This is a genomic window from Methanogenium sp. MK-MG, assembly GCF_009914725.1.
Taxonomy (GTDB): Archaea; Halobacteriota; Methanomicrobia; order Methanomicrobiales; family Methanomicrobiaceae; genus Methanogenium.
This window is the reverse complement of the sequence record NZ_JAAAWJ010000003.1, coordinates 1-21,398: the sequence shown is the minus strand read 5'-3', so window position 1 is coordinate 21,398 and position 21,398 is coordinate 1. Positions and strand designations below refer to the sequence as shown.

15 protein-coding genes and 2 pseudogenes are annotated in these 21,398 nt (G+C 46.1%); 12 read left to right on the top strand and 5 right to left on the bottom strand.

Annotated features, from left to right (window positions below; all coding sequences use genetic code 11):
* Window positions 1–101 precede the first annotated feature (101 nt).
* The 6 genes from thpR (at window position 102) to MKMG_RS00735 (ending at window position 6,227) form a co-directional block, all read left to right on the top strand.
* On the top strand, window positions 102–647 hold the full coding sequence (gene thpR, locus MKMG_RS00760; RefSeq protein ID WP_165074452.1) for an RNA 2',3'-cyclic phosphodiesterase: 546 nt from the start codon (window positions 102–104) through the stop codon (window positions 645–647).
* The gene (cca, locus tag MKMG_RS00755) at window positions 644–2,014 is read left to right on the top strand and encodes a CCA tRNA nucleotidyltransferase (RefSeq protein ID WP_165074450.1); all 1,371 of its coding nucleotides are present in this window, start codon (window positions 644–646) and stop codon (window positions 2,012–2,014) included. Before thpR ends, cca begins: the two co-directional genes overlap by 4 nt.
* A 129-nt stretch (window positions 2,015–2,143) precedes the next feature.
* The gene (locus MKMG_RS00750) at window positions 2,144–3,151 is read left to right on the top strand and encodes a phosphate uptake regulator PhoU (protein WP_165074448.1); all 1,008 of its coding nucleotides are present in this window, start codon (window positions 2,144–2,146) and stop codon (window positions 3,149–3,151) included.
* Between the two features lie 105 nt (window positions 3,152–3,256).
* Window positions 3,257–4,585 carry a type I glutamate--ammonia ligase gene (glnA, locus tag MKMG_RS00745; RefSeq protein WP_371415182.1) on the top strand — a complete coding sequence of 443 codons (1,329 nt, stop codon included), beginning with the start codon at window positions 3,257–3,259 and terminating at the stop codon, window positions 4,583–4,585.
* 121 nt (window positions 4,586–4,706) lie between these two features.
* A complete protein-coding gene (locus MKMG_RS00740; RefSeq protein ID WP_165074444.1) occupies window positions 4,707–5,903 on the top strand; it encodes an ammonium transporter in 1,197 nt (398 codons plus the stop codon).
* 3 nt (window positions 5,904–5,906) lie between these two features.
* Entirely contained in the window at window positions 5,907–6,227 is a 321-nt protein-coding gene (locus MKMG_RS00735) for a P-II family nitrogen regulator (protein WP_165074442.1), read from the top strand.
* 241 nt (window positions 6,228–6,468) lie between these two features.
* Here the strand turns inward: MKMG_RS00735 and MKMG_RS00730 are convergent, their stop codons facing one another.
* Entirely contained in the window at window positions 6,469–8,061 is a 1,593-nt protein-coding gene (locus MKMG_RS00730; protein WP_165074440.1) for an FMN-binding glutamate synthase family protein, read from the bottom strand.
* Window positions 8,062–8,461: 400 nt separating this feature from the next.
* Between MKMG_RS00730 and MKMG_RS00725 the strand changes: the two genes are divergently transcribed.
* Window positions 8,462–9,424 carry a DUF128 domain-containing protein gene (locus MKMG_RS00725; RefSeq protein WP_165074438.1) on the top strand — a complete coding sequence of 321 codons (963 nt, stop codon included), beginning with the start codon at window positions 8,462–8,464 and terminating at the stop codon, window positions 9,422–9,424.
* Between the two features lie 181 nt (window positions 9,425–9,605).
* The gene (locus tag MKMG_RS00720) at window positions 9,606–10,742 is read left to right on the top strand and encodes a YhcG family protein (RefSeq protein ID WP_165074436.1); all 1,137 of its coding nucleotides are present in this window, start codon (window positions 9,606–9,608) and stop codon (window positions 10,740–10,742) included.
* Between the two features lie 360 nt (window positions 10,743–11,102).
* Here the strand turns inward: MKMG_RS00720 and MKMG_RS00715 are convergent, their stop codons facing one another.
* The 4 genes and pseudogenes from MKMG_RS00715 to MKMG_RS00700 all read right to left on the bottom strand — a co-directional run.
* Complete coding sequence (locus MKMG_RS00715) at window positions 11,103–12,422, bottom strand: tetratricopeptide repeat protein (RefSeq protein WP_165074434.1); 1,320 nt, start codon at window positions 12,420–12,422, stop codon at window positions 11,103–11,105.
* Between the two features lies 1 nt (window position 12,423).
* On the bottom strand, window positions 12,424–13,776 hold the full coding sequence (locus tag MKMG_RS00710) for an AAA family ATPase (RefSeq protein ID WP_165074432.1): 1,353 nt from the start codon (window positions 13,774–13,776) through the stop codon (window positions 12,424–12,426).
* Between the two features lie 464 nt (window positions 13,777–14,240).
* Complete coding sequence (locus MKMG_RS00705) at window positions 14,241–16,253, bottom strand: hypothetical protein (protein WP_165074430.1); 2,013 nt, start codon at window positions 16,251–16,253, stop codon at window positions 14,241–14,243.
* A gap of 591 nt (window positions 16,254–16,844) precedes the next feature.
* A pseudogene (locus MKMG_RS00700) lies at window positions 16,845–16,968 on the bottom strand (IS5/IS1182 family transposase); the annotation flags it as partial.
* 165 nt (window positions 16,969–17,133) lie between these two features.
* Between MKMG_RS00700 and MKMG_RS00695 the strand changes: the two are divergent.
* From MKMG_RS00695 to MKMG_RS00680, 4 genes and pseudogenes are all read left to right on the top strand, one after another.
* Entirely contained in the window at window positions 17,134–18,477 is a 1,344-nt protein-coding gene (locus tag MKMG_RS00695; RefSeq protein ID WP_165074428.1) for a PEGA domain-containing protein, read from the top strand.
* Window positions 18,478–19,360: 883 nt separating this feature from the next.
* Window positions 19,361–20,002, top strand: coding sequence for a hypothetical protein (locus MKMG_RS00690; protein WP_165074424.1), 642 nt, complete (start codon window positions 19,361–19,363; stop codon window positions 20,000–20,002).
* Complete coding sequence (locus MKMG_RS00685; RefSeq protein ID WP_165074426.1) at window positions 19,992–20,348, top strand: hypothetical protein; 357 nt, start codon at window positions 19,992–19,994, stop codon at window positions 20,346–20,348. The genes MKMG_RS00690 and MKMG_RS00685 overlap by 11 nt, the downstream gene beginning before the upstream one ends.
* Before the next feature lie 38 nt (window positions 20,349–20,386).
* Window positions 20,387–21,398: pseudogene (locus MKMG_RS00680) on the top strand (hypothetical protein); the annotation flags it as partial.

Here is a 21,398-nt window from a genome sequence, read left to right as displayed (position 1 = left end):
TTTGTATATCAGTGTTGTGTCCGAACTAAAAATAATTCTTCTTTCCTGTCCCGGTGATGAGTGGGCATGGGTAACCCTATGTGATAAAAAGTTCAATAGATATGTATATGGTCCGGGCCTTTTTTGCTGTTGAACTCACTGATGATATCAGGAACCAGTGCGATGCCGTGCAGGATATGCTCCGGCACAGTGATGCGAAACTGAACTGGGTGAATCCTGCTCTCGCGCATATCACCCTGAAGTTTCTGGGAGATATTTCTGATGACCTGCTGCGTTCTGTACAGGAAATAATGTCTGAATTCTCATTTAAACCGACTGAGATCACCGTGTCGGGTGTTCAGCTTCATCCGAAAAAACGGCCGAGGATCGTCTGGGCCGATGTATCCGATAACGGATGGGGTGAGGCAACGGTTGCTGAACTGGACAGACTTCTTGCACCGCTGGGCATCACATCCGAGACCCGGATATTTACCCCGCACGTAACACTCGGGCGTATCAAACGGTATGACCCTTCATTGCGCGCCGCATTAGAGAAGGTGGCCGGGCATGCATTCGGACAGATGTCGGTTGATACCATCACCCTGAAAAAGAGCAGCCTCACCCCGCTCGGGCCGGTGTATGAGGATGTCATGGAGATTACGGCATGAATACGAGAACGGAAACAGAGGAAGCGGTGCTGTCGTCTGTTCGCCCGCAAAGAGATGAAATAGACGATATATGTGCCGTGGCAGAGATGCTTCTCAAAGCGGTGAATGAGAGCGGGACTGCAAAGGGCATGGTCGTCGGTTCTGTCGCACGGAATACCTGGATCAGCGGCGACCGAGATATTGATGTCTTTATGCTCTACCCGCCCGACATGTCCCGGGAAGCACTCGAAGAAGAGGGCATTATCCTCGGCAGGTCGATTGCATCGCGGTTTGGCGGTCAGTTTGTTGAAAAGTATGCTGAACACCCGTATGTTAATGCGACGGTATCCGGGTTTGACGTGGACCTGGTGCCCTGTTATGCCGTGACCGATGCTGCATGCATTCAGAGCGCTGTTGACAGGACGCCGTTTCACACCCGGTATATCCAGTCCCATATCGGCGGTCTTGAGGACGACGTACTGCTCATGAAACAGTTCTCAAAGGCGGGCGGCGTGTATGGCTCGGACCTGATGACGGAAGGCTTTGCAGGATACCTGTGTGAACTGCTCGTCCTGACATACGGTGGATTCGGCCCGCTCATTAAGGCCTGCCGGTCCTGGCAGACCGGGCAGACGATTGACATTGCGGGCCATCAGGGAAAACAATTTGACGATCCGCTGGTTGTCATCGATCCGGTCGATCCCAACAGGAATGTGGCCGCCTCGGTCTCACGGGCAAAGATGGGGGAGTTTATTGAGCTCTGCCGGGGTTATTGTAAATCCCCAGCGAGGGACTATTTCTTACTGCCTGCAGCACGGGGCATCACCCGGAGCGACTTTGAACGGATGCTCTCGGAGCGCGGGACCGGACTGTATGGTATCAGTTTTGCAACCCCGCACCAGATTCCCGATATCGTTGTCCCGCAGCTGAGGAGAACGACGGCAGGCATTGCCTCCCTCCTTGAACGGAACGGATTTGTCATCAACCGCTACGATGCGGCGATGGGTGATGAACGCTGTTATCTCCTCTTTGAGATGCTTGTCGACCGGCTCCCCCCCCTCTACACGCATACGGGCCCTCCCGTTGATAATGCGGCGAATGCAGGAAAGTTCAGGGACAAGTATCTTCATCAGGATGTATTTTCAGGCCCGTTCATTAATGAGGACGGCAGGTATGCCGTTGAGATGCAGAGGAAACGGGTGAATGTATCCGCACTCCTCAGATCAGATGACCTCTTCTCAGCGAGAATGGGTAAGCATGTGATGAAGTCCATGAAAAATGACTGTGAAATCAGAACAGGTGCGGACTGCTGGGATGAAGAGTTTAAGGATTTCCTGGGCACATTCTTCAATAAGATATCATCCGCTGTTGCCCTGAAGAGACAGTAACTTTTTTTTATATTTCCGACGGGGTTTTCGGATTATGTTTCCTGCGGATATATATTATTATATATCTCCGTGCTCAATCAGTTATCATACTCGGGCCCGGGTATTGTTTTTTGTCGGGTGATTTGTGTTATGGAAATCCGGAAAGTTCAGGTAACAGGTGGTTCGTCTTTTATTGTTTCACTGCCCAAGGAGTGGATAAAGACTTCCGGCATTCATAAAAATGATCCCGTGGGTCTGATCATTCAGCCCGACGGGTCGCTTACGGTAACGCCGGGCATATCGGGTAAGGCGTCAGAACGGGTGAAAATATTTGACCTGAACCGTTTTGATGGTGCGGACATTCTGTTTCGCTCGCTTATCGGTGCCTATGTGGCGGGATATAATATTATTGAAATAGTCTCACCGGGGAGAATCCCTTCCTGGGTGCACAAATCCGTGAGAAAATTTACGCAGAGGACGGTGGGCCAGGAAGTCTCTGATCAGACGGATAAAAAAATTGTGATCCGCGATCTCTTAAACCCCGGTGAGATGCCGTTTGCCAGTACGCTCAGGAGGATGGGGGTGATCGTTGCCGGTATGCAGCGGGATGCCGTCTTTGCCCTGAAGACCCGTGATGAGGAGCTTGTTGAGGATGTGATCCTGCGTGATCGTGATGTGAACCGCCTCTACTGGCTCGTTTCCCGTCAGTTCAATCTGCTGTTACGGAATGTTTCATTGTCCCGCGAGATGGGCGTTGACATTGAACTCGCCCTGATTTATCTGCAGATATCAAGGGTGATTGAACTGGTGGGTGATCATGTCGTCAAGGTCGCGGAGAGCATCAGGAGTCTGATGTATACGTCTCTGGAGAAGAAGATGATCGATCTCATCGAGGTTAAAAGCCGGGAATCTCTGGATATCTTTGAGGGAAGTCTTGAATCATTCTTTGAAAAAGACATTCTGAAGGCCAATACACTGATCTCTGATGTACATGATTTTGTAGAGAAATGCAATGACGTCTCCGGCTGGTTGTTTGATCTGGGTGTGTCAGGCGTTGTCTCAATCGGCTACTGTGTGGAGAACTTCCGCAGGGTGGGGGAGTATGCAGGAGTGATCTCTGAGAATGCGATCAATTACCTGGTAAATGAGAACCCCTGATCTTTTTTGATCGTTACTATATTGACCTATATAGTATATGGACGATATCCGGTAGGTTGAGTGCTATCTATAAATACTTTATTTGAGTCATGACTACCCATGACACTGTCAGCTGATGTGACAAAAACACTGGAGAGAATTGAGGCAGACAATGTGAAGTTTGTCCGCCTGCAGTTCTCCGACATACAGGGACTGCCAAAGAATGTTGCCATCCCGGCATGGCAGGCGGAAAAAGCTCTCACAGAGGGGATATCCTTTGATGGTTCTTCCATTGAGGGGTTCGCACGGATTGAAGAGTCTGACATGGTCCTGAAACCGGACATTTCAACATACGCCCTTCTTCCATGGAGGAGAGAGGAATGCCCGGTTGCACGGTTCATCTGTGATGTCCACATGCCTGACGGCACGCCGTTTGAAGGTGACCCGAGATATATCCTCAAGAAGGCACTCGCTGAAGCAAAGGAGATGGGCTATACCTTTAACACCGGTCCTGAACTGGAGTTCTTCCTCTTCAAACTTGATGAAGAGGGCATGCCCACAATTGTCCCGCAGGACAGGGGCAGTTACTTTGACCTGGCACCGACAGACCTTGCAGAAGATGTGCGTTCAGAGATTGTCCTTGCACTGACAGACATGGGTTTTGAGATTGAGGCATCCCACCACGAGGTGGCGGAGAGTCAGCATGAAATTGACTTTAAGTATGGCGATGCGTTAAAAACAGCCGATAATGTCATCACCTTCAAGTATGCGACAAAGTCCATCGCACTCCAGAACGGGTTGAATGCAACCTTTATGGCCAAGCCGAAATCCGGAATATGCGGAAGCGGCATGCATGTCAATGCCTCGCTCTTCAGAGACGGGGAGAATGTGTTTTATGATCCGGAGGCACCGCTTCAGCTCTCTGAAACCGCCCTGCATTTCATCGCCGGTGTGCTGGAGCATGCAAAGAGTATCACCCGGATTGCCAATCCGACGGTCAACTCCTACAAGCGGCTGGTGCCCGGGTATGAAGCGCCGGTGTATGTGAGCTGGAGCGCACAGAACCGTACGGCCCTGGTGCGTGTCCCCTCCCCCCGCGGAAAGAGCACACGTATGGAACTGAGGAGCCCTGACCCGACCTGCAATCCCTACCTGACCTTTGCTGCCATTCTGGCCGCAGGTCTGGACGGTATAAAAAAGCAGCTCGTTCCCCCCGCAGGTGTGAACCAGAACATCTTCGAGATGACCGATGAAGAGCGCAGCAGATCACATATTGACACACTTCCGGGCGACCTGATCACGGCCAACCGGCACCTCTTAGAGGATACGCTCATCTGTAATACGCTCGGGAGTCATGTTATCGACGGACTCAACAGTATTGCACAGATGGAGTGGGATTCATTCCGGACTGCGGTGCATCCCTGGGAGATTGAACAGTACCTGACAAGGTTCTGATAAAAAAAACGGGGGGAGAGATGGTACCTCTCCCCCCGTTAGAATGTTCCCGCATCACAGAAGACACATGAGAAATTCCGAATATTATTTTCGGAGTGATCAGTTAAAAATGGTTTGATACATGGCAATCGATAGCGGAGATACCGCATTTATCATCATATGTACGGCGATGGTCATGCTTATGGCCCCTGCCGTGGGGCTGTTCTATGGCGGAATGGTCAGGAGGAAGAATATCATCTCGATGATCGGTCTTGCCTTTGTGGCATTTGCAGTGGTGAGTATCCAGTGGGTGGTCGTCGGCTACAGCCTTGCGTTCGGCCCGGATATCTGTGGGTTCATCGGCGGTCTGGACCATGTCATGCTCGCCGGTGTCGGACTCGGGGGTGATGGCATACCTGATATACTGTTCATGGTCTTCCAGCTCGTATTCGCCGCCCTGGCCCTTGCGATCATCACGTCAGGTGCGGCTGAACGGGTAAAACTCAGTTCGTTTATCGTATTCGGTCTGTTGTGGACGACGCTCGTCTATGATCCGCTTGCACACTGGGCATGGGGAGGGGGCTGGGCTTCGCAGCTCGGTGCACTTGATTTCGCAGGGGGGACGGTGGTGCACATCAGTTCGGGTTTCGGCGCTCTTGCTCTCTGCCTGGTCCTGGGTGTCCGCAAGGGTTTCGGGAAGTATGGGATGGAGCCATACAATGTTCCGATGACCCTCCTGGGTGCGGCACTGCTGTGGTTTGGCTGGTTCGGGTTCAATGCCGGCAGTGCACTGGCAGCAGACGGCATTGCAGCGAATGCGTTTGTGGTGACGAACACCGCGGCGGCGGCCGGTGCCCTGGCCTGGATGGTGGCATCATGGATACAGGGGAAACCCGCCACACTGGGCATTGTCTCCGGTGCAGTGGCGGGGCTTGTTGCAATCACACCGGCGGCAGGGTTTGTTGACGTGAAGGCATCCCTGGTCATCGGTGCACTGGCAGGAATGATATGTTACTCTGCCCTTTTGTGGAGGCAGAAGAAGGGTATTGATGAGTCGCTGGATGCCTGGGCCATCCACGGTGTCGGCGGGTTGTTTGGCGCTCTGGCGACAGGTATCTTTGCAACGGCTGCCATCGGCGGGGTAGACGGCCTCTTATATGGCAACGCGAGCCAGTTCCTCATACAGGTGCTGGACGTAGTGGTGGCAATGGGCTATGCCTTTGTTGTGACCTACATTATTGCAAGGGTTGTTGACAAAGTGATGGGTCTCCGTGTCGATGAGAAGGAGGAGTATGTCGGCCTGGATATATCCCAGCACGGCGAGACGGTGGAGGCATAAAAGATGAAGAAGGTAGAAGCAATCATACGGCCTGAAAAGGTGGAGGATGTGAAGGCGGCCCTTGATGAAGGGGGATTTTTTGCCATGACTGTCACAAATGTGCATGGCAGGGGGGTGCAGCGCGGTATATCCCTTCAGTTTCGCGGAAGGAAAATAAATGTCGACCTGATACCCAAGGTAAAAATTGAGATGGTCGTCGAGGATGAGGAGGTGGCGGAGATCATATCAATCATCCAAAGAGTGGCGGTGACGGGCGAGGCAGGTGATGGCAAGATCTTTGTCATCCCTGTTGATATGTCTGTACGCGTCAGGGAAAAATTATAAGAGAATTATTTTAAACGCATAATTTTCCAAACCTTCTTTTCTCTCTGAAGATTTTTACGAAAAAAGCAGGCAGGAAGCCCATGACTTTAGTCGTGAATAGTTGACTCTGTGCTCAGCTCTGTCGCATTGATCTGAATTCCTCTTGCTCATTTCTTTTTGAGGGTGGAAGAAACCGGATGAATGTGCCTGAATTTCTATTGTCAGGTTGGATTGCAGGAATAAAATGTTGAGAAAAAAGGGATTATTCGAGAAGGATATCGAGCGCTTCGTCCCTGTATGATTCCATGAGGTAGGGGATGCCCGATACTTCTGCTGCTTCAGGTGTAAGTGCCATCAGGTCGTTTCTTGAAACTGAACTGAAACTGAAGTTGCGACTTCCTGCCATAACCTGCTGCATTCCTGTTCTGAAACGCTGTGCGTAGGTGTAAATACCGACTGCGCCAAGAGGAATTTCGTCGATTCTTCCATCGAACTTTTCTTTGAGCTCCTGGTAGGATACAAAGATCTCTTCAACTGAAGAACCGTATTTTGAAACGCTCTTCGGCAGTTCGTCATTCTCAAGCCATTTGGCGATGTTCTTTCCGACCATGCCCGGGATCATGAGTGCACGACCCATGCAGACTGCCTTAAAGTACGGTGCACCCATGCAGAGCGCCTTGAACGCATTTGCTTCATCTGCGAATCCGCCTGCGATTGCAAGGTCCGGCACGCGGTAGCCCTTCTGTTCAAGCTGGGTTGCAAAGTCGTATGCAAGAGACTGGAGATAGAATGTCGGGATACCCCATTCGTTCATCATTGGCCATGGGCTCATTCCTGTTCCGCCCGGTGCGCCGTCTATGGTAAGCAGGTCAATTTTTGCTTCGGCTGAATAGCGTATTGCCATCGCAAGTTCCTTCATTGAGTAGGCGCCGGTCTTGAGTGTCACGCGCTTGAAACCAATGTCGCGGAGGCGATCCACTTCTTCCAGGAATCCTTCTTTTGAAACAAATCCGAGGCGGGAATGGCGTTCGAATTCCTTAATTGCACCGTCTTCAAAGGCCTTCTGAACGTCGTGGCGTGTGGGATCAGGAAGGACGATGTATCCGCGCTCTTTCAGTTCGGTTGCACGTGAAAGGGAACCGACTTTTATTTCACCGCCGATACATTTCGCACCCTGTCCCCACTTCAGTTCGATTGTTTCGAGGTTGTGTTTGCTGGATACATATTCTGCTGTACCAAGTCGCGTGTCCTCAACGTTGAGCTGGACAAGAAGTTCTCCATATCCCTCATGGAATTTCTTATATGTTTCAATTCTTCTGTCCATCTCAGGTGAACTGATCACCTTTCCGTTTTGGTCAAGCTTAAGATCGGGGTCGACACCGCAGACATTTTCACCACAGACAAGGGTAATCCCTGCAATTGCCGCACCGATTGCGAAGTGTTCCCAGTTTTTGCGTGCAATATCGGTTGATCCGAGTGCTCCGGTAAAGATAGGAACTTTCATCGGGACCTTAATGTCCCATCCATACTCCACTTCAGTGTCTACATCTTCGAAGACTGCTGTATCGGAGTTGGCTTTTACGCCTTTGGGAAGTCCGCGTGCACCGACTGCGTATCCATGGATATTGAGATGTGAGTAGTCAATCGGGTAATCTTTATCCGCCCCTGCTGTTACTTCCCCGAATGGTCCGGGGTAGAGTACTTCACGGCCTCTGAAAGATGAAAGCCAGATATCACAATTTCCCTTGCATCCGTCAATACATCGTGAACACATACCCGACATAGGTACGACATTTTTTGAACGTGTGAATGTGTGAAGAGCCTCATCCGAATTGGGTGTTTTAAGGTTTGCCATAATTTACCTCCAGATATTTTGGTATTGCAGGAATCTTAGTTTCATTCACAAATATCCTGCAATACGTATCATTTTTGAAATTACAGGAGTTATACTCCTGATATGTGGCATGTCACCAGACATGCCATTATCATCCATATTTCTATGAATGCTTACAAGAATCTTCTTTCCTACGCGTATAAATATTTCCATATAGATTATAGGAATGATGTTGTCGCAAAAGATTATATTGTCAACTGCCCACGACTGAATTCGTGGACTTCCTGCCTGTCTTCACTGTGAAACCTAACGGTTGCATGCTCTTTTTTTCAAAACATAGATATGAACGAATCCTCAATTATCATACTGATGAATTGTTCTCATTTCTGCAATGCCGCAATTGGTATAGGGTGGTTGTGAAATGACCTTTGAGCGTTCTGAGAGAAGATCTGTTGAGATATTGCGTATTCTTTCAGAACAGCAGCAAGGGCCTCTCGGCGCGAAGCGGCTCAGTGAGCTGATGGCTGAACGCGGATTTTCGATGTCTGACCGGGCAGTACAGTATTATCTTCAGTACCTTGATGAGCAGGGATTTACCCGCAAAGTGGGTAATAAAGGCCGGGTTCTTACGACAGACGGTCATTCTGAGGCAGGGGATGCCCTGGTTGATGATCGTATGGGGTATGTGATATCCCGGCTTGAACAGCTTTCATTTAATGTATCGTTTGACCCGAAGACGCTGACCGGGGATATTGCCTACAACCTGACCTATGTACCGTATGATGAGATTGAACATGTTACGCGGGCATATGATGAGGTGATAAACCGTGGTTACAGTTTCTTCAGGGGCTACTCTATAACCGATAACGATCCCCGTCTCCCGCCGGATACGGTCGGGTTTATATCCGCCTGTTCTATAACGATGGACGGCGTGCTCCAGAATAACGGGATTGGTGTTGATATTGTATATGGGGGGAGGTTCCGTATTACTGATAATCAGCCGGTCTGTTTTGATGACCTGATCCGCTACCGGGGCACAACAATAGATCCTCTGTCTCTTTTTATTAATGCAGGTCTGACCTCGGTTGATAGTCTGGTTCATACCGGGAGCGGGGTGGCGCTTGTGAATGTCAGGGAGGTGACTGTTCAGGCAAGAGAAAAGGTCGAGGGTATTATTGATGATATGGCAGGCTGCGGGTTTGTCCGTCCGGTCGGTATGGGTACGAGCCCGTTTAATCTGAGGCCCGATCCCTACCGTCTCTCGATTGTCTTCTTCAGCGGTCTGAATCTGGTGGCGAATGCCATTGAGCAGGGATGCAATGTGACGACGGATATTGGTGCGGGGATTATACCGTTTTCGAAGATTGCGGGGGAGGGGAGGTAGTTGTGAGGAAAACCGTTACGAATGATCTAAAACGGGTCATTTTCAGAATGATATAATCCTCTACTTTTTCTCTGGTTCATGCAGTACTCGATTGGGATAAAGAGAACCGTGACAGGCGAAAAATGAATGCACACGGTGTTGAGGATTTCAGAACAGTATGATGGTGCAGATGGTGTTTTACATGGCTGAAGACAAGAACCGGAAAATTATACAAAATAAAAACGATGAAATCCTGCCACTTTTAAGTGAAGTCCGAAATCTCATACTAACGGCCAGAAAAAATGCCGCACAAAATATCAATACATTACAGGTGCTCACAAACTTTGAGATTGGAAAGCTTATCGTTGAAAACGAGCAGTTGGGAGATAACAGGGCAGAATACGGAAAACAGACGCTCAAAGATTTATCTGAAAGCCTGACAAGAGAGTTTGGACGGGGATTTTCAAGAAGCAATCTTGAGTATATGCGCAGGTTTTTTATTGAGTATCGGATTTGTGCTCCTGCAATATCCCAGACAGCGTCTGGGAAATTGGGCAATGAAACATACTGTTCCTCTGCAATTGCGCAGACAGTGTCTGCCCAATCGTCGCATTTTACCCTAAGCTGGTCTCATTATGTATTCCTGATGGGAATAAAATCCAGGGATGAACGCCAATTTTACGAGATTGAATCAACAGAAAACAGTTGGTCGCTTGCAGAACTAAAGCGTCAGTCTAACTCCGGGTTATATGAAAGACTTGCACTGAGCAGGGATAAAGAAGGAGTCCGGGACTTGTCATACAACGGGCAGAGAATCACAAAACCGGAGGATATGATAAAAAATCCGCTTGTTCTTGAATTCCTTGGACTTGATGAGAAGGAAAAATATTCGGAAAACGATCTTGAATCTGCAATAATTGACAAATTGGAACACTTTCTTCTCGAACTCGGCAAGGGATTTCTATTTGAAGCACGTCAGAAGAGATTTACATTTGACTCCGACAACTATTATGTGGATTTAGTCTTCTACAACAGATTACTGCGTTGTTACGTCCTGATTGACCTTAAAATAGGAAAGCTTACCCATGAAAACCTTGGACAGATGCAGATGTACGTCAATTATTTTGACCGGCATGTTAAACTGGACGATGAAAACCTGACGATCGGTATCATCCTCTGTAAAACAAACAACGACGCCCTCGTACAGCTCACACTTCCTGAAAATACAAATGTGTATGCCTCCCGCTACCAGCTCTATCTCCCTTCAAAAGAAGAGCTCCGGCAAAAGCTCATAGAATGGTCTGATGAAAGCATGGAAGAAATAGAATATGATTTCTGATATGATGCGATTCTCATTCGATGTGAACCTAATATTTCAGCTCAATGGAATACATTCCATTGTAGGGCTCTTTACCGGGCAGAATTAAAATCGAAGTGAAGATAGGATTAACCTCAATCCCATTACTGAGTCAAAAGGTCAGGCACCCATACATAAATAACCCGGATTCGGAAACGAGCTCACAATAAACGGTGATAACATCAATCAAAACCTCAAAAAAATCAGGACGAAAACAACGTCTTCTCAAAAGAAACGATTGAAACAAGAGGTGATCTATTGATTAAAACATATTTCAAAAAAACAAACGATCAGAGATCCACACCAAAATCTACAATCGTTACATTCTTTGCGACAGGGCGTTCAAATAGAATTTCTCCCCTCTTCTGACCTTCTTTTTACTTCCTGAATAACAAACACTGACAGCTCGTCTCCCTGGAATGCCTCATTCACTGCCGCGGTAAACGGTTCTTCACCCATTTGATCATGAACTATTTTTAGATTGAAGAGAATTTGATCGGACACTGGCATCTGATTGGGTACGGCAATGGAGAGAGCATTGCAAAAATGATAGACACAATCATCAAATTTGGACATGTCCCCGAATAATCTGCCCATTTGATCTAAGGTAAAAACTTCACCGGCACGGTTACCAAGTTCCCGTTTGATCGCCAGACTCTGATTATAGTAATCCAGTGCATCATCAGATCGGTTTTTGTCTTGGTAGACCATCCCGATCTGGTGGAGGGTTAAGGCCTCACCAGCACGGTTACCAAGTTCCCGTTTGATCGCCAGACTCTGATTATAGTAATCCAGTGCATCATCAGATCGGTTTTTGTCTTGGTAGACCATCCCGATCTGGTGGAGGGTTAAGGCCTCACCAGCACGGTTACCAAGTTCCCGTTTGATCGCCAGACTCTGATTATAGTAATCCAGTGCATCATCAGATCGGTTTTTGTCTTGGTAGACCTTCCCGATCTGGTGGAGGGTTGAGGCCTCACCAGCACGGTTACCGAGTTCCTGGCTGATCGCCAAGCTCTGATTATAGTAATCCAGTGCATCATCAGATCGGTTTTTGTCTTGGTAGACCATCCCGATCTGGTGGAGGGTTGAGGCCTCACCAGCACGGTTACCAAGTTCCCGTTTGATCTTCAGGCTCTGCTTATAGTAATCCAGTGCCTCAGCATACCGATTTGTGTCCTGGTAGATCATCCCAATCTGGTGGAGGGTAGAAGATGCACCGGATCGGTTGCCAAGTTCCTGTTCGATCGCCAAGCTCTGCTTATAGTAATCCAGTGCTCCATCAGGCTGGTTTGCTTTATGGTATACCATTCCCATCTGGTGAAGAATTAGAGCCTCATCCCCCCGATTACCTAATTCCTGACTGATCGCCAGGCTCTGTTTGTAATTTTTAAGCGATTTTGGGTAATCGTATAGTTCTTGGAGTATCTTGCCAGTGCGTTGATATGCTACTGCCATACTTCTTCTGTCATTCAATGATTCTGCCGATATTTTCGCCCGATTCATCAATTCAAGAGCGGTTGAGTAATTATAGTGGTCATAATACATATCCCCCAATCTTAAATTGAGATCAAATGCAGTTTGATAATCTTTTCCATGAAAAGCATGCTCGGCAAGAGAAAGAATCTCATATTGTTTATCCGGCAATTCATAAATGCTCATATTAGTTATCTCCTAATCTGGAATTGAGATCAAATGCTGGTTCAGAATATTTTTCATGAGTAGCATGCTTGGCAAGAGAACGGTTCTCATATTGTTCGTCTGACAATTTGTCTATGCGATTTTTGAAACATTTTGCTGCAATAGCGTGAAATGCTTCTAAATCCTCATCTGGCAATTGATCCTTTCGATACTCACGGAGTGAGGGATGTGAAAACTCATATAACTCCTTTCCGATTTTTGTAATGACATAACTTTTTTTCAAGTCATCTTGTAACTGGATTATTTTACCCGGCTGGTAGTGTAACATGCAGGCCATAATTGTCAGTGGCATCGGCTGATTGAGCACACAGAAACAATTAGCCCATTTTGCCTGAATCTCATCTAAACACCGGTAAATTACCTCAGCAGGGTCTTCGATCGCCGCATGCATATTTGCTTGAATGTTTTCAACGGTTACGGGTAATTTTTCCTTTTGCAACAGGTTCATGCATGCAATTAAACAGAGTGGATCTCCGATGTTTTCTTTAAGAAAATCGGCAGTTATTTCATCGATATTTAGCCCGTAGCGAAGCTTCAATAACTCCGTAATGCAATCTGATTGCATGCTATCTAGCTTAATTTCCTGATGACTATGTCGCAGCAGTTCAAGCTGAAGTTCTTCATATTTTTGTTGTGTCTTTGTCTCCAAACAATAGGTAAATATTAGCGCAATGCCCGGAGGGATATTCCGTATTAAATCCTTCAACAGACAAAAATCGATATCGGATGACCATTGTGCTTCATCTAGGAAGATCGCTATAAAACCATCTGTTTGCGAAATTTCTTCACTTAATTTTCTGAAAACATCAAGAAACGCTGTCAGAACTTGATCGTGTCCGATAGGACGCGACGGAAGGTATGCTTCAGCCAACTTCTCACCGGTTCTTGCCGCCACACCAATTGGGTCTATTGGAGTTGTATAATCTTTTACGATACCAATTAATGCAGTGATCCCTTTCTGCACTGATTCATTTTGTACGATGTTTTTAAACCATCCAAACGTTGTATGGCCCTGAATATCTGCCAGCAATTTTCCATAGCTGACCATAATCATTCCGGGAGTTTCTAAAAAGGTCTCTTTGAAAGCCGGGCTTTTCAGCCCACCATCTGGTCTCTGGATCTCATTCTCAACCCAGTCCAGTAACGAGCTTTTACCGGATCCACGGGCACCGGATATCATTATCACCTGTCCGCGCTCTTTGACGTGGAATAGGGCATCTGATATTATCTTACGCTCATCATACCTACCGGAAAATTCCTTTGGGGGGCACCGATTCACCGAAACCTGAACCATCTCTCCGGGCATTTCTGTCATGGCCTGGCACCAATCCCTGATAATTTAATATTGAAAAATGAGACTGGAGTTGAATTGTTGGAAAATCCAGGGGCCTTGCGGTTTCCAGACGAATTAACTGGAATCCGGGCGGTCGAGCGCCCTGCATTATAAAATATTTTGAATTCTATGGGGGGCATTAAAAATAGATTGAAATATAACCAAATAAATGAGTTAGTTTGGAATTTCACTCCTCAGCTGCAATCATTCAGATCGTTTGAATCCTGCATTCTCTTACATTATTTTTGACAGGAGTGCTGATGGATTTTTCCAAAAAAAACAGGAACATGATTCCGTGATTTGGATCAGTTAATACAACGCCCCAGTCTTCAGCTTTTTTTGCTAACCAGCTATCTGCTTCTTCTTTTGTTGGAAATTCATCGCGAAGGGTAAACGGTCAAATTCTATTCTGCCACAATCTAAGAAATTTGAGTGGAGTGGCAAATTTAGGATCCAATCATTCCCAAAATTAAATCCATAATTCCAATTAAATAGCTCAAATCCTGGTGAGTGTTCTTTATAGTTTTTATTTTACTCAAACTGGATTCTATCCATTTTTTAAGTTGAATTTTTGTACTTATTTTATCATTAGGTATTTCTAAAATATCATTTTCTAATAGGGATTTTTCCAGAATTTCCTCCATTAAAAGATTAAATTGATTTAATATTTTAGAATCAACTTGAGAATTAAATTCAAAATTATAATTAGAATAATAATTATGTGTAATATTTGTTATATTTACGGTATTTTTCTTTTTTGAAATAGCTATATTTTCCTCTTTTTCCTCTTTTAATAATTTTATTAAACGATCTTTATCTTTTTGCAAGTTTATTTTTTCGTCATCGGATTTAATTACCTGATCAATTTTTTCTTGAAATGCATTAGATTGTACAAAATTTATAATCGAATCATCAGCATTGAATTCATTGTTTTCCCGTAAGGCCTTGTTTATTTCATCAATCAGTGGAGTTTCGACTATTACTCTTTTCAGTACCTCAATATTTTTTGATTCCAAACCAGTCCTTACTGAAAATAGTTTTAAATATTCATCCAATGTCAACTGAGAGTGTTGAAGTCTGGCAGTATATCTCAATAAGGCAGAACCCACCTTTTCTTGATTTTTCTCATCAATTTTGAGAGGACTAAAAGCTAATATGTAATTTAATACTGATCTAGGTTGTATTATCACTCCAAATTTATCAGATTCGTTCAAAATTTCATTGATTTTTGCTAATCTGTTATCATAGGTTAAGAATAATGGACCAATTCTCTCTGAATTATAGTGCACGAATTTACAATGATAAACTAGACCAACACAATATCCATCATGTTCATTTGAAAAAGGACTTCGTATCCTATATTCATGTTGAGGATTTAGTTTTTGTTTCCTTTCCTCTTCCAAAGAGTCTATTAATCTTAAATTTTCTGTTACTTTCTTTGAAACATTCTGATTAACTATAATTTTATCATTACTCTTTATTTCAGAGATCCCCCTCAATTCAAGTTCTTTTTTCCAATAAGAAATTCCCGTGAAATATTCTTCCCAACTGATTCCTTCTTCTGATTGTTTCAAAAAATCTTGAATAAATTGATTATCCAATGAAGATCTTTGATTTGCTCTTTTGTGAGGATTATTTAAATTTAAAATTAAGCTGTTCAATTCTGTTTTTGTTTTTTCAGAGAAGAAGATATTCACATTTTTATCTCTGCAAAATTCAATTATTGTATATGAAAGAGTATGTTTGGGATCTGTTTGACATAACAAAGGAATAATAAAACTCGTATCTAAAAGAAAGAATTTGATCTCGTTACAAAAATCAAGATCAGGAATATCTTGCTCTGTTTTAATTATATGGATATTAATAAGGCTATAGTAGCAATCAAAAATAAATTTGTGCAATTCCTCATTGTTTTCATCCGAAGACAGATATTCAATTACAGATCTTTTTAAGGGATTTTCTAAAAATTTCTGAAAAATGTTAGATCTTATTTTTTCATCAATAACAGGTTCAATATTTTCCATTGGAAGTGCATCTGATTGATTATTTACTGGCAAATCATCTATTGAAAACCTTTGCAAAATTTCCAGTATCAGATCTTCCAAAAATGTTCTAACATTTTTATGGAGATACGGATCAAAATCGGAATAATGCTTTTTTAAAAAATTGGATGCAAATTCATTCCATACAAAATCAAATCTATTGTCAAAGCTTACATATTCTATTTCTGATTTTAGACAATATCGTTTCCCTGTTTGATGGAAAATAGTATCATCAAGGATTAAATCATCCAATATATTTACAATATCATTTTCGCTAAAACTAAGGCCAGTTTTATTTAGCAATGAATTTTTAATACCAGATACATCAAATACATCATCCATTGAATAAGTGGCAAGAGTGGCAAGAACAAGCTCTTTTCGAATGACTTTTCTACGATCTCTTATATCAGGATTCACAATTATCCGCGAAACCTGGTAAAGCAAATTCACGTCTTTTTGATTATATGAATCCATATACTATTTTGATGATTTAAATTTAAATATCAATTTCGTTTCTTAACCAAAATTCCACAATATGGACCACAGTTGAGACATTGACCGACCCTTGGCCTGAACTCACCTGAACCAGTGTATGAATGACAAAAAAGCGGCAACTGCCACCCACATCTTTCCCACCCCAGTTTTTGCGAAAATATGCCCGGAATGAACCCCTTTCACCCCGATTATTACTCCCAGAAATATACGACAGTAATGCAGTTTATTTCCGAAAAAACCCACATATCACAGACCAATAAGACCCTTTCCTCAGGAAATATTTTGAGAGGATGGAATGTATGCCTCCCCCGAAGATCAGCCTGCTCCGGCCGTCTGTGGGGATGCATTCATTCAAAACGAAATCCCGGCCCTGGGCGCATTTAAGCGCAATTTGAGCGCAATAGCATCCCAAATCCACCATTCAACCCATTCCCCACGTGTTATTCATCAATATCAGATATGGGCATCCCTCTTCTCCTATGCACAGGAAATCATTTCCATGAACGGAATGAAGAGAAACGCCAGATCACAATAATCCGTAGCAATGGGCTTCACGAAAGAGAAGAATAGCCATGAGTTGGTGCTGAGGATATATTTTCCCTGAATATTTGCAGGAATAGAACGGCAAATGAGATGATCCTGGGTTAGTTTATACACATCCATCATTTTTTTAAATCAAATGAATGGGATTTATCGTAAAAAAATAGTAATTATAATATTGGATATTATGTCAAACCAATGCAAATTACCGATAGGATTTTTTCTAATATTAATTTTGGTTTGTGCTGTGTGTATCAATTGTGTGAGTGCAGAAATGGGGAATCCAAATCTGGTTGTGTATCCAGACTCCCCTACCATTGAACGAGGGAGTACCTCGACATTATCTGTTTCAGTACAGGAGATATCCGGTTTGGATTATGCCTATGGAGTTGTTGTCACCCCAACAATTGCATCATCGAGCAGGTGTTCAATCTCACCAATAAGCAGAACCACGTCAAGGATTAGCGAATATTCTTCATCAACCTTCTATTTTACGATATCAGCACCAGCTGATGCTTTGACCGGAACTTATACCGGAAGTATTCGGGTCAAATATTATGAAACCGGAGCGATGGGTCTGGGAAATTATGGTCCCTATTATGAATCCGGCACATTTTCATTCACTTTAATAAAAGGAACGGGTGATTTATCAATAACCTCAAATCCCTCTCAGGCATCAGTATACCTTGATGGAAATTCTCGCGGAAAAACTCCTCTGAAAATTTCAGATATTAAAGAGGGTACGCATACTGTCTCAATGAAAAAATCCGGTTATAAAGACTATTCTACACAAATTTCAATTGCTCCCGGGTCTCTGAAGACATTAGCTACAACTTTAGCAAAGTCCACCGCCGACATTAAAGTATCCTCAACACCTGGTCCTGCAAATGTATTCCTTGATGACATCTATAAAGGGATATCACCAGTAACAATCACCGGAGTATCTCCGGGCAAACATAATGTGAAACTGGTGTATGAAGGATATGATGACTATCTGAAAGAAGTTAGTGTTACCGCGGGTGATGTAATCTCAGTTGATGCCAGCCTTGAAAAATCCTTGCCGATTCCCATACCAAAAATACCCGGATTAAGTAACGAGATGGTAATTGGGATAATTGGAATGCTTTTACTCATCGGTATTGCGATTCCTGTTGTACTAAAAAGAAAACCAAATAGATCACATTACAGAGACAATGCTGCTGCTTCAGCCAGAAGGCATCAAAATCCGATCGATCCCGATGTTTCAGATAAGAGAGATCATGAAGAGGAGATTGGTGTATTTGAATACGAAAAGATCAAGATTTTGACAGATATTGAAGGGCTCAAAGATACATTAGCTAAAAGTAGAAATGGAGAGGAGACCCGGAAATTACAAAAAGATATTATGGACAAATCGATAAACCTGGCTCAGGTTAATGTCCAACTTCAGGATAAAGCAGGATTGCTAGAATCTCTTGAGGCAATTAAAAGAAATTCTCCCGTTCATCTTGATGAATTAATTCATTTCATTGTTCAAACGGAGCATATGATAAAGTATGAAATGCCAATGACCCCTAAATTCAGTGAAAGCTTATCGGAATTACTGAACCAGATAATTCAAAGATAGGTTTCTCAGATAAATTTCTTTTTTTGAAAATTAGACCTATATTCTTCAAAGGATTCAACAGGGAGGATAAGGCTGAAACAATTCTCAATATGAAGGACGATCTCATCATGTTCTCGGAGAGGTATTTCTCAGCCTTTAATCCTCAAATGTCTATGGCATCGTTTTGCTAAATTCCCGTGTTTGCAACCATCCGTAATCATCCAGGACTCGAATATTGTATTGTTAACAGGATTCTGGCACACATCTCCGTAGCTATTTCGAATAACAGAAGAACATCGTGCAGTCAAATAGTAAAGGGCCTGAAGATCTGCCAATTTCCGCAGCATTCATCTGCGAAACATTGTCCGAATCTACCGGATATGACGGTGACAAATGATCAAATACAATCTCAGCCCCTCCCTCATCGCCCGATACTTTTACCACAACTGTGATCGGTGTGGTAGTGTGACGAAAGTTCTGTAAAATTGAAGATGCCCTGTATCCAACATTGATTTGGAACAAGGAGATACAGCCTAAGTTTGCCAGTTTGAGTTTAATCATGTTTCCCCCAATTTTTGGCGAAAATACGCCCGGAATGGACCCCTTTCACCCCGATCATTACCACCAATAATATACGGCAGTAATGCAAGTTATTCCCAAAACAACCCACATATCACAGACCAATAAGGCCCCTCCCTCACCGAATATTCTGAGAGGCTGTAGAGCATGCCTCCCCCACCAAACATCCCACCCCGTCTGAAAGTAAGGGCATGTTTTTTCGGGGAAACGAACCCCGCCCCGAGCGTTTAATCACCATCCCGGCGCAAGGCAAACCCCGACACCACCCAATCCCCCTTTCACGACGCGTTATTCTTCTATATCACCTCTGACCGCCCCTCTTCTCATGTGCACAGCATTTCTTGCACAGGAGACTACCTCCATGAACGAGATCAAAGAAAGCAAAAAAATCAAGACAGAAATCGAGACAAAAACCGAAAGAAAACCCGAAACAAAAGCAAAGACCGTAACCAAAATCAGAACAGACAGGCAACCCGCAGACGCAAAACAACCCGCAGACGCAGAAACAATAGATGGCAGCCCCACCACAAAACCATGCGCCAACAGTGTTTCGAACGGAACCGCCAATGAACAGTCGGCGGCAGACTCTATAAACGCTACGGTCGATGCGGTCGATGCGGTCGCCACGGTCAGTGCTGCTCATGCGGTCAGTACTGTCGGTGCTGCTGATGCTGCTGGTGCGGTCGGCGGTGGAAAACCGATCTCCGGCAGGAAACAGATCCCTAACGGGAAACCAAACCCCAACGGGAGACAGATCACCGCCGGGTCCGTCCCGCTCTACCTCATCCCGCAGGCAGTCTCCAGAGAAGTCCACACCCATAAAGGCAGGATCTCCGAGATCGTCATCCGGCGCACCGGCAGGCACGACTATGCGATCACCCTCACCACCCTCGCCGCCCTCTCCCCACGAGGCGGCCCCTCCCCGAAGGCTGGCCACTCCCCGCGAGGTGAACCGCATGCAGACTGAACCCGGCACCCTGGCCCTCGGGAGAGGCGAAACCCTCTTTCTCACCATCGCAGAGGAGACCTACCAACTCAGTCGGGACGACATCCGCACCCTCTTATTCTACGGGCAGAGCGTCCCCCTCACCCGGAACGATGAGGAGCATGTCCAGCCCGACGGGTCAGTCATCGTCACAGCGATCATCGACGGCCACATCACCGTCCACGCATCCGGCCGGTCTGTCCTCGTCGCAACGCGGGCGGGCCACTTTGCGATACCCTTCGCAGGTTTCCGGCAGGTGGCCCGCGGTGAGGCGGTCTCCGCACCCCTCTTCCCGACGATGCCCGACTGCATGGGGGGATGCCTGTGAATCCTGATCGGACACCCGCAACCTCTGATCGGGCACCTGTGACTCCTGACCCCACCGGCATCCGGGACTCACTCTCCCTCCTCTTTTCCGACGGTGACGTCGTCGAACTCCGTGCCCTCGGCGATGTCGGCGTCCACAGCGGCTACTTCACCGACTTTGACCTCCTTGCAGAGAAGGCGGGAGCAATGGACGCATTCCGCGATGTGCACGGCATCTACGTCACACTCAACGAGGTGAACCCGGCCCTCCTCTCCCGGCGGGCCAACCGCGTCAAGCAGCGCCTCTCCCGGAGCGACGCCACCACCGCCGACACCGACATCTGCCGCCGCCGGTGGCTCCCCGTTGACCTTGACCCCGTCCGGCCCAGCGGCGTCTCCGCAAACGAAGCAGAGCACCTCGCTGCCCTCAAACGGGCCGAAACAATTGACGAATGGCTGGCAGGGAAGGGCTTTCCCGCACCCGTCCTTGCCGACTCCGGCAACGGGGCACACCTCCTCTACCGCATCGACCTCCCGAACGACAATGATGCCACCCAACTCATAAAGGCCTGCCTTGCGGTCCTCGACACCTTCTTCTCAGACGAGGTTGTCCACTGCGACACCGCGAACTTCAACGCCGGACGCATATGGAAACTCTACGGCACCACCGCCCGAAAGGGGGACCACACCGCAGAACGCCCGCACCGGCAGGCCCAAATCATCACGGCCCCGGACGAACCGCAGGTCGTCCCGGATGCCACACTCCGCGGCCTCGCCGCCCTCCTGCCCTGCTCTGCACCAGCAGAAGATCAACCCCGGCGCCGCGGCTCGTTCGACCTGGGACACTGGCTCAATACCAAAGGCATCGCCGTCAGGTCTGAAAAACCCTGGCACGGAGGAACGCTCTTTGTCCTCGCCGAATGCCCCTTCTCCTCCGCACACAAAGACGGGGCGTTTGCCATCCAGTTTGCCAACGGCGCCCTCTTTGCCGGATGCCATCACGCATCCTGCGGCGGCGGCAGCCAGCGCTGGCAGGAGCTGAAGGCACGGTTTGAACCGGAGCGGGCTGCCG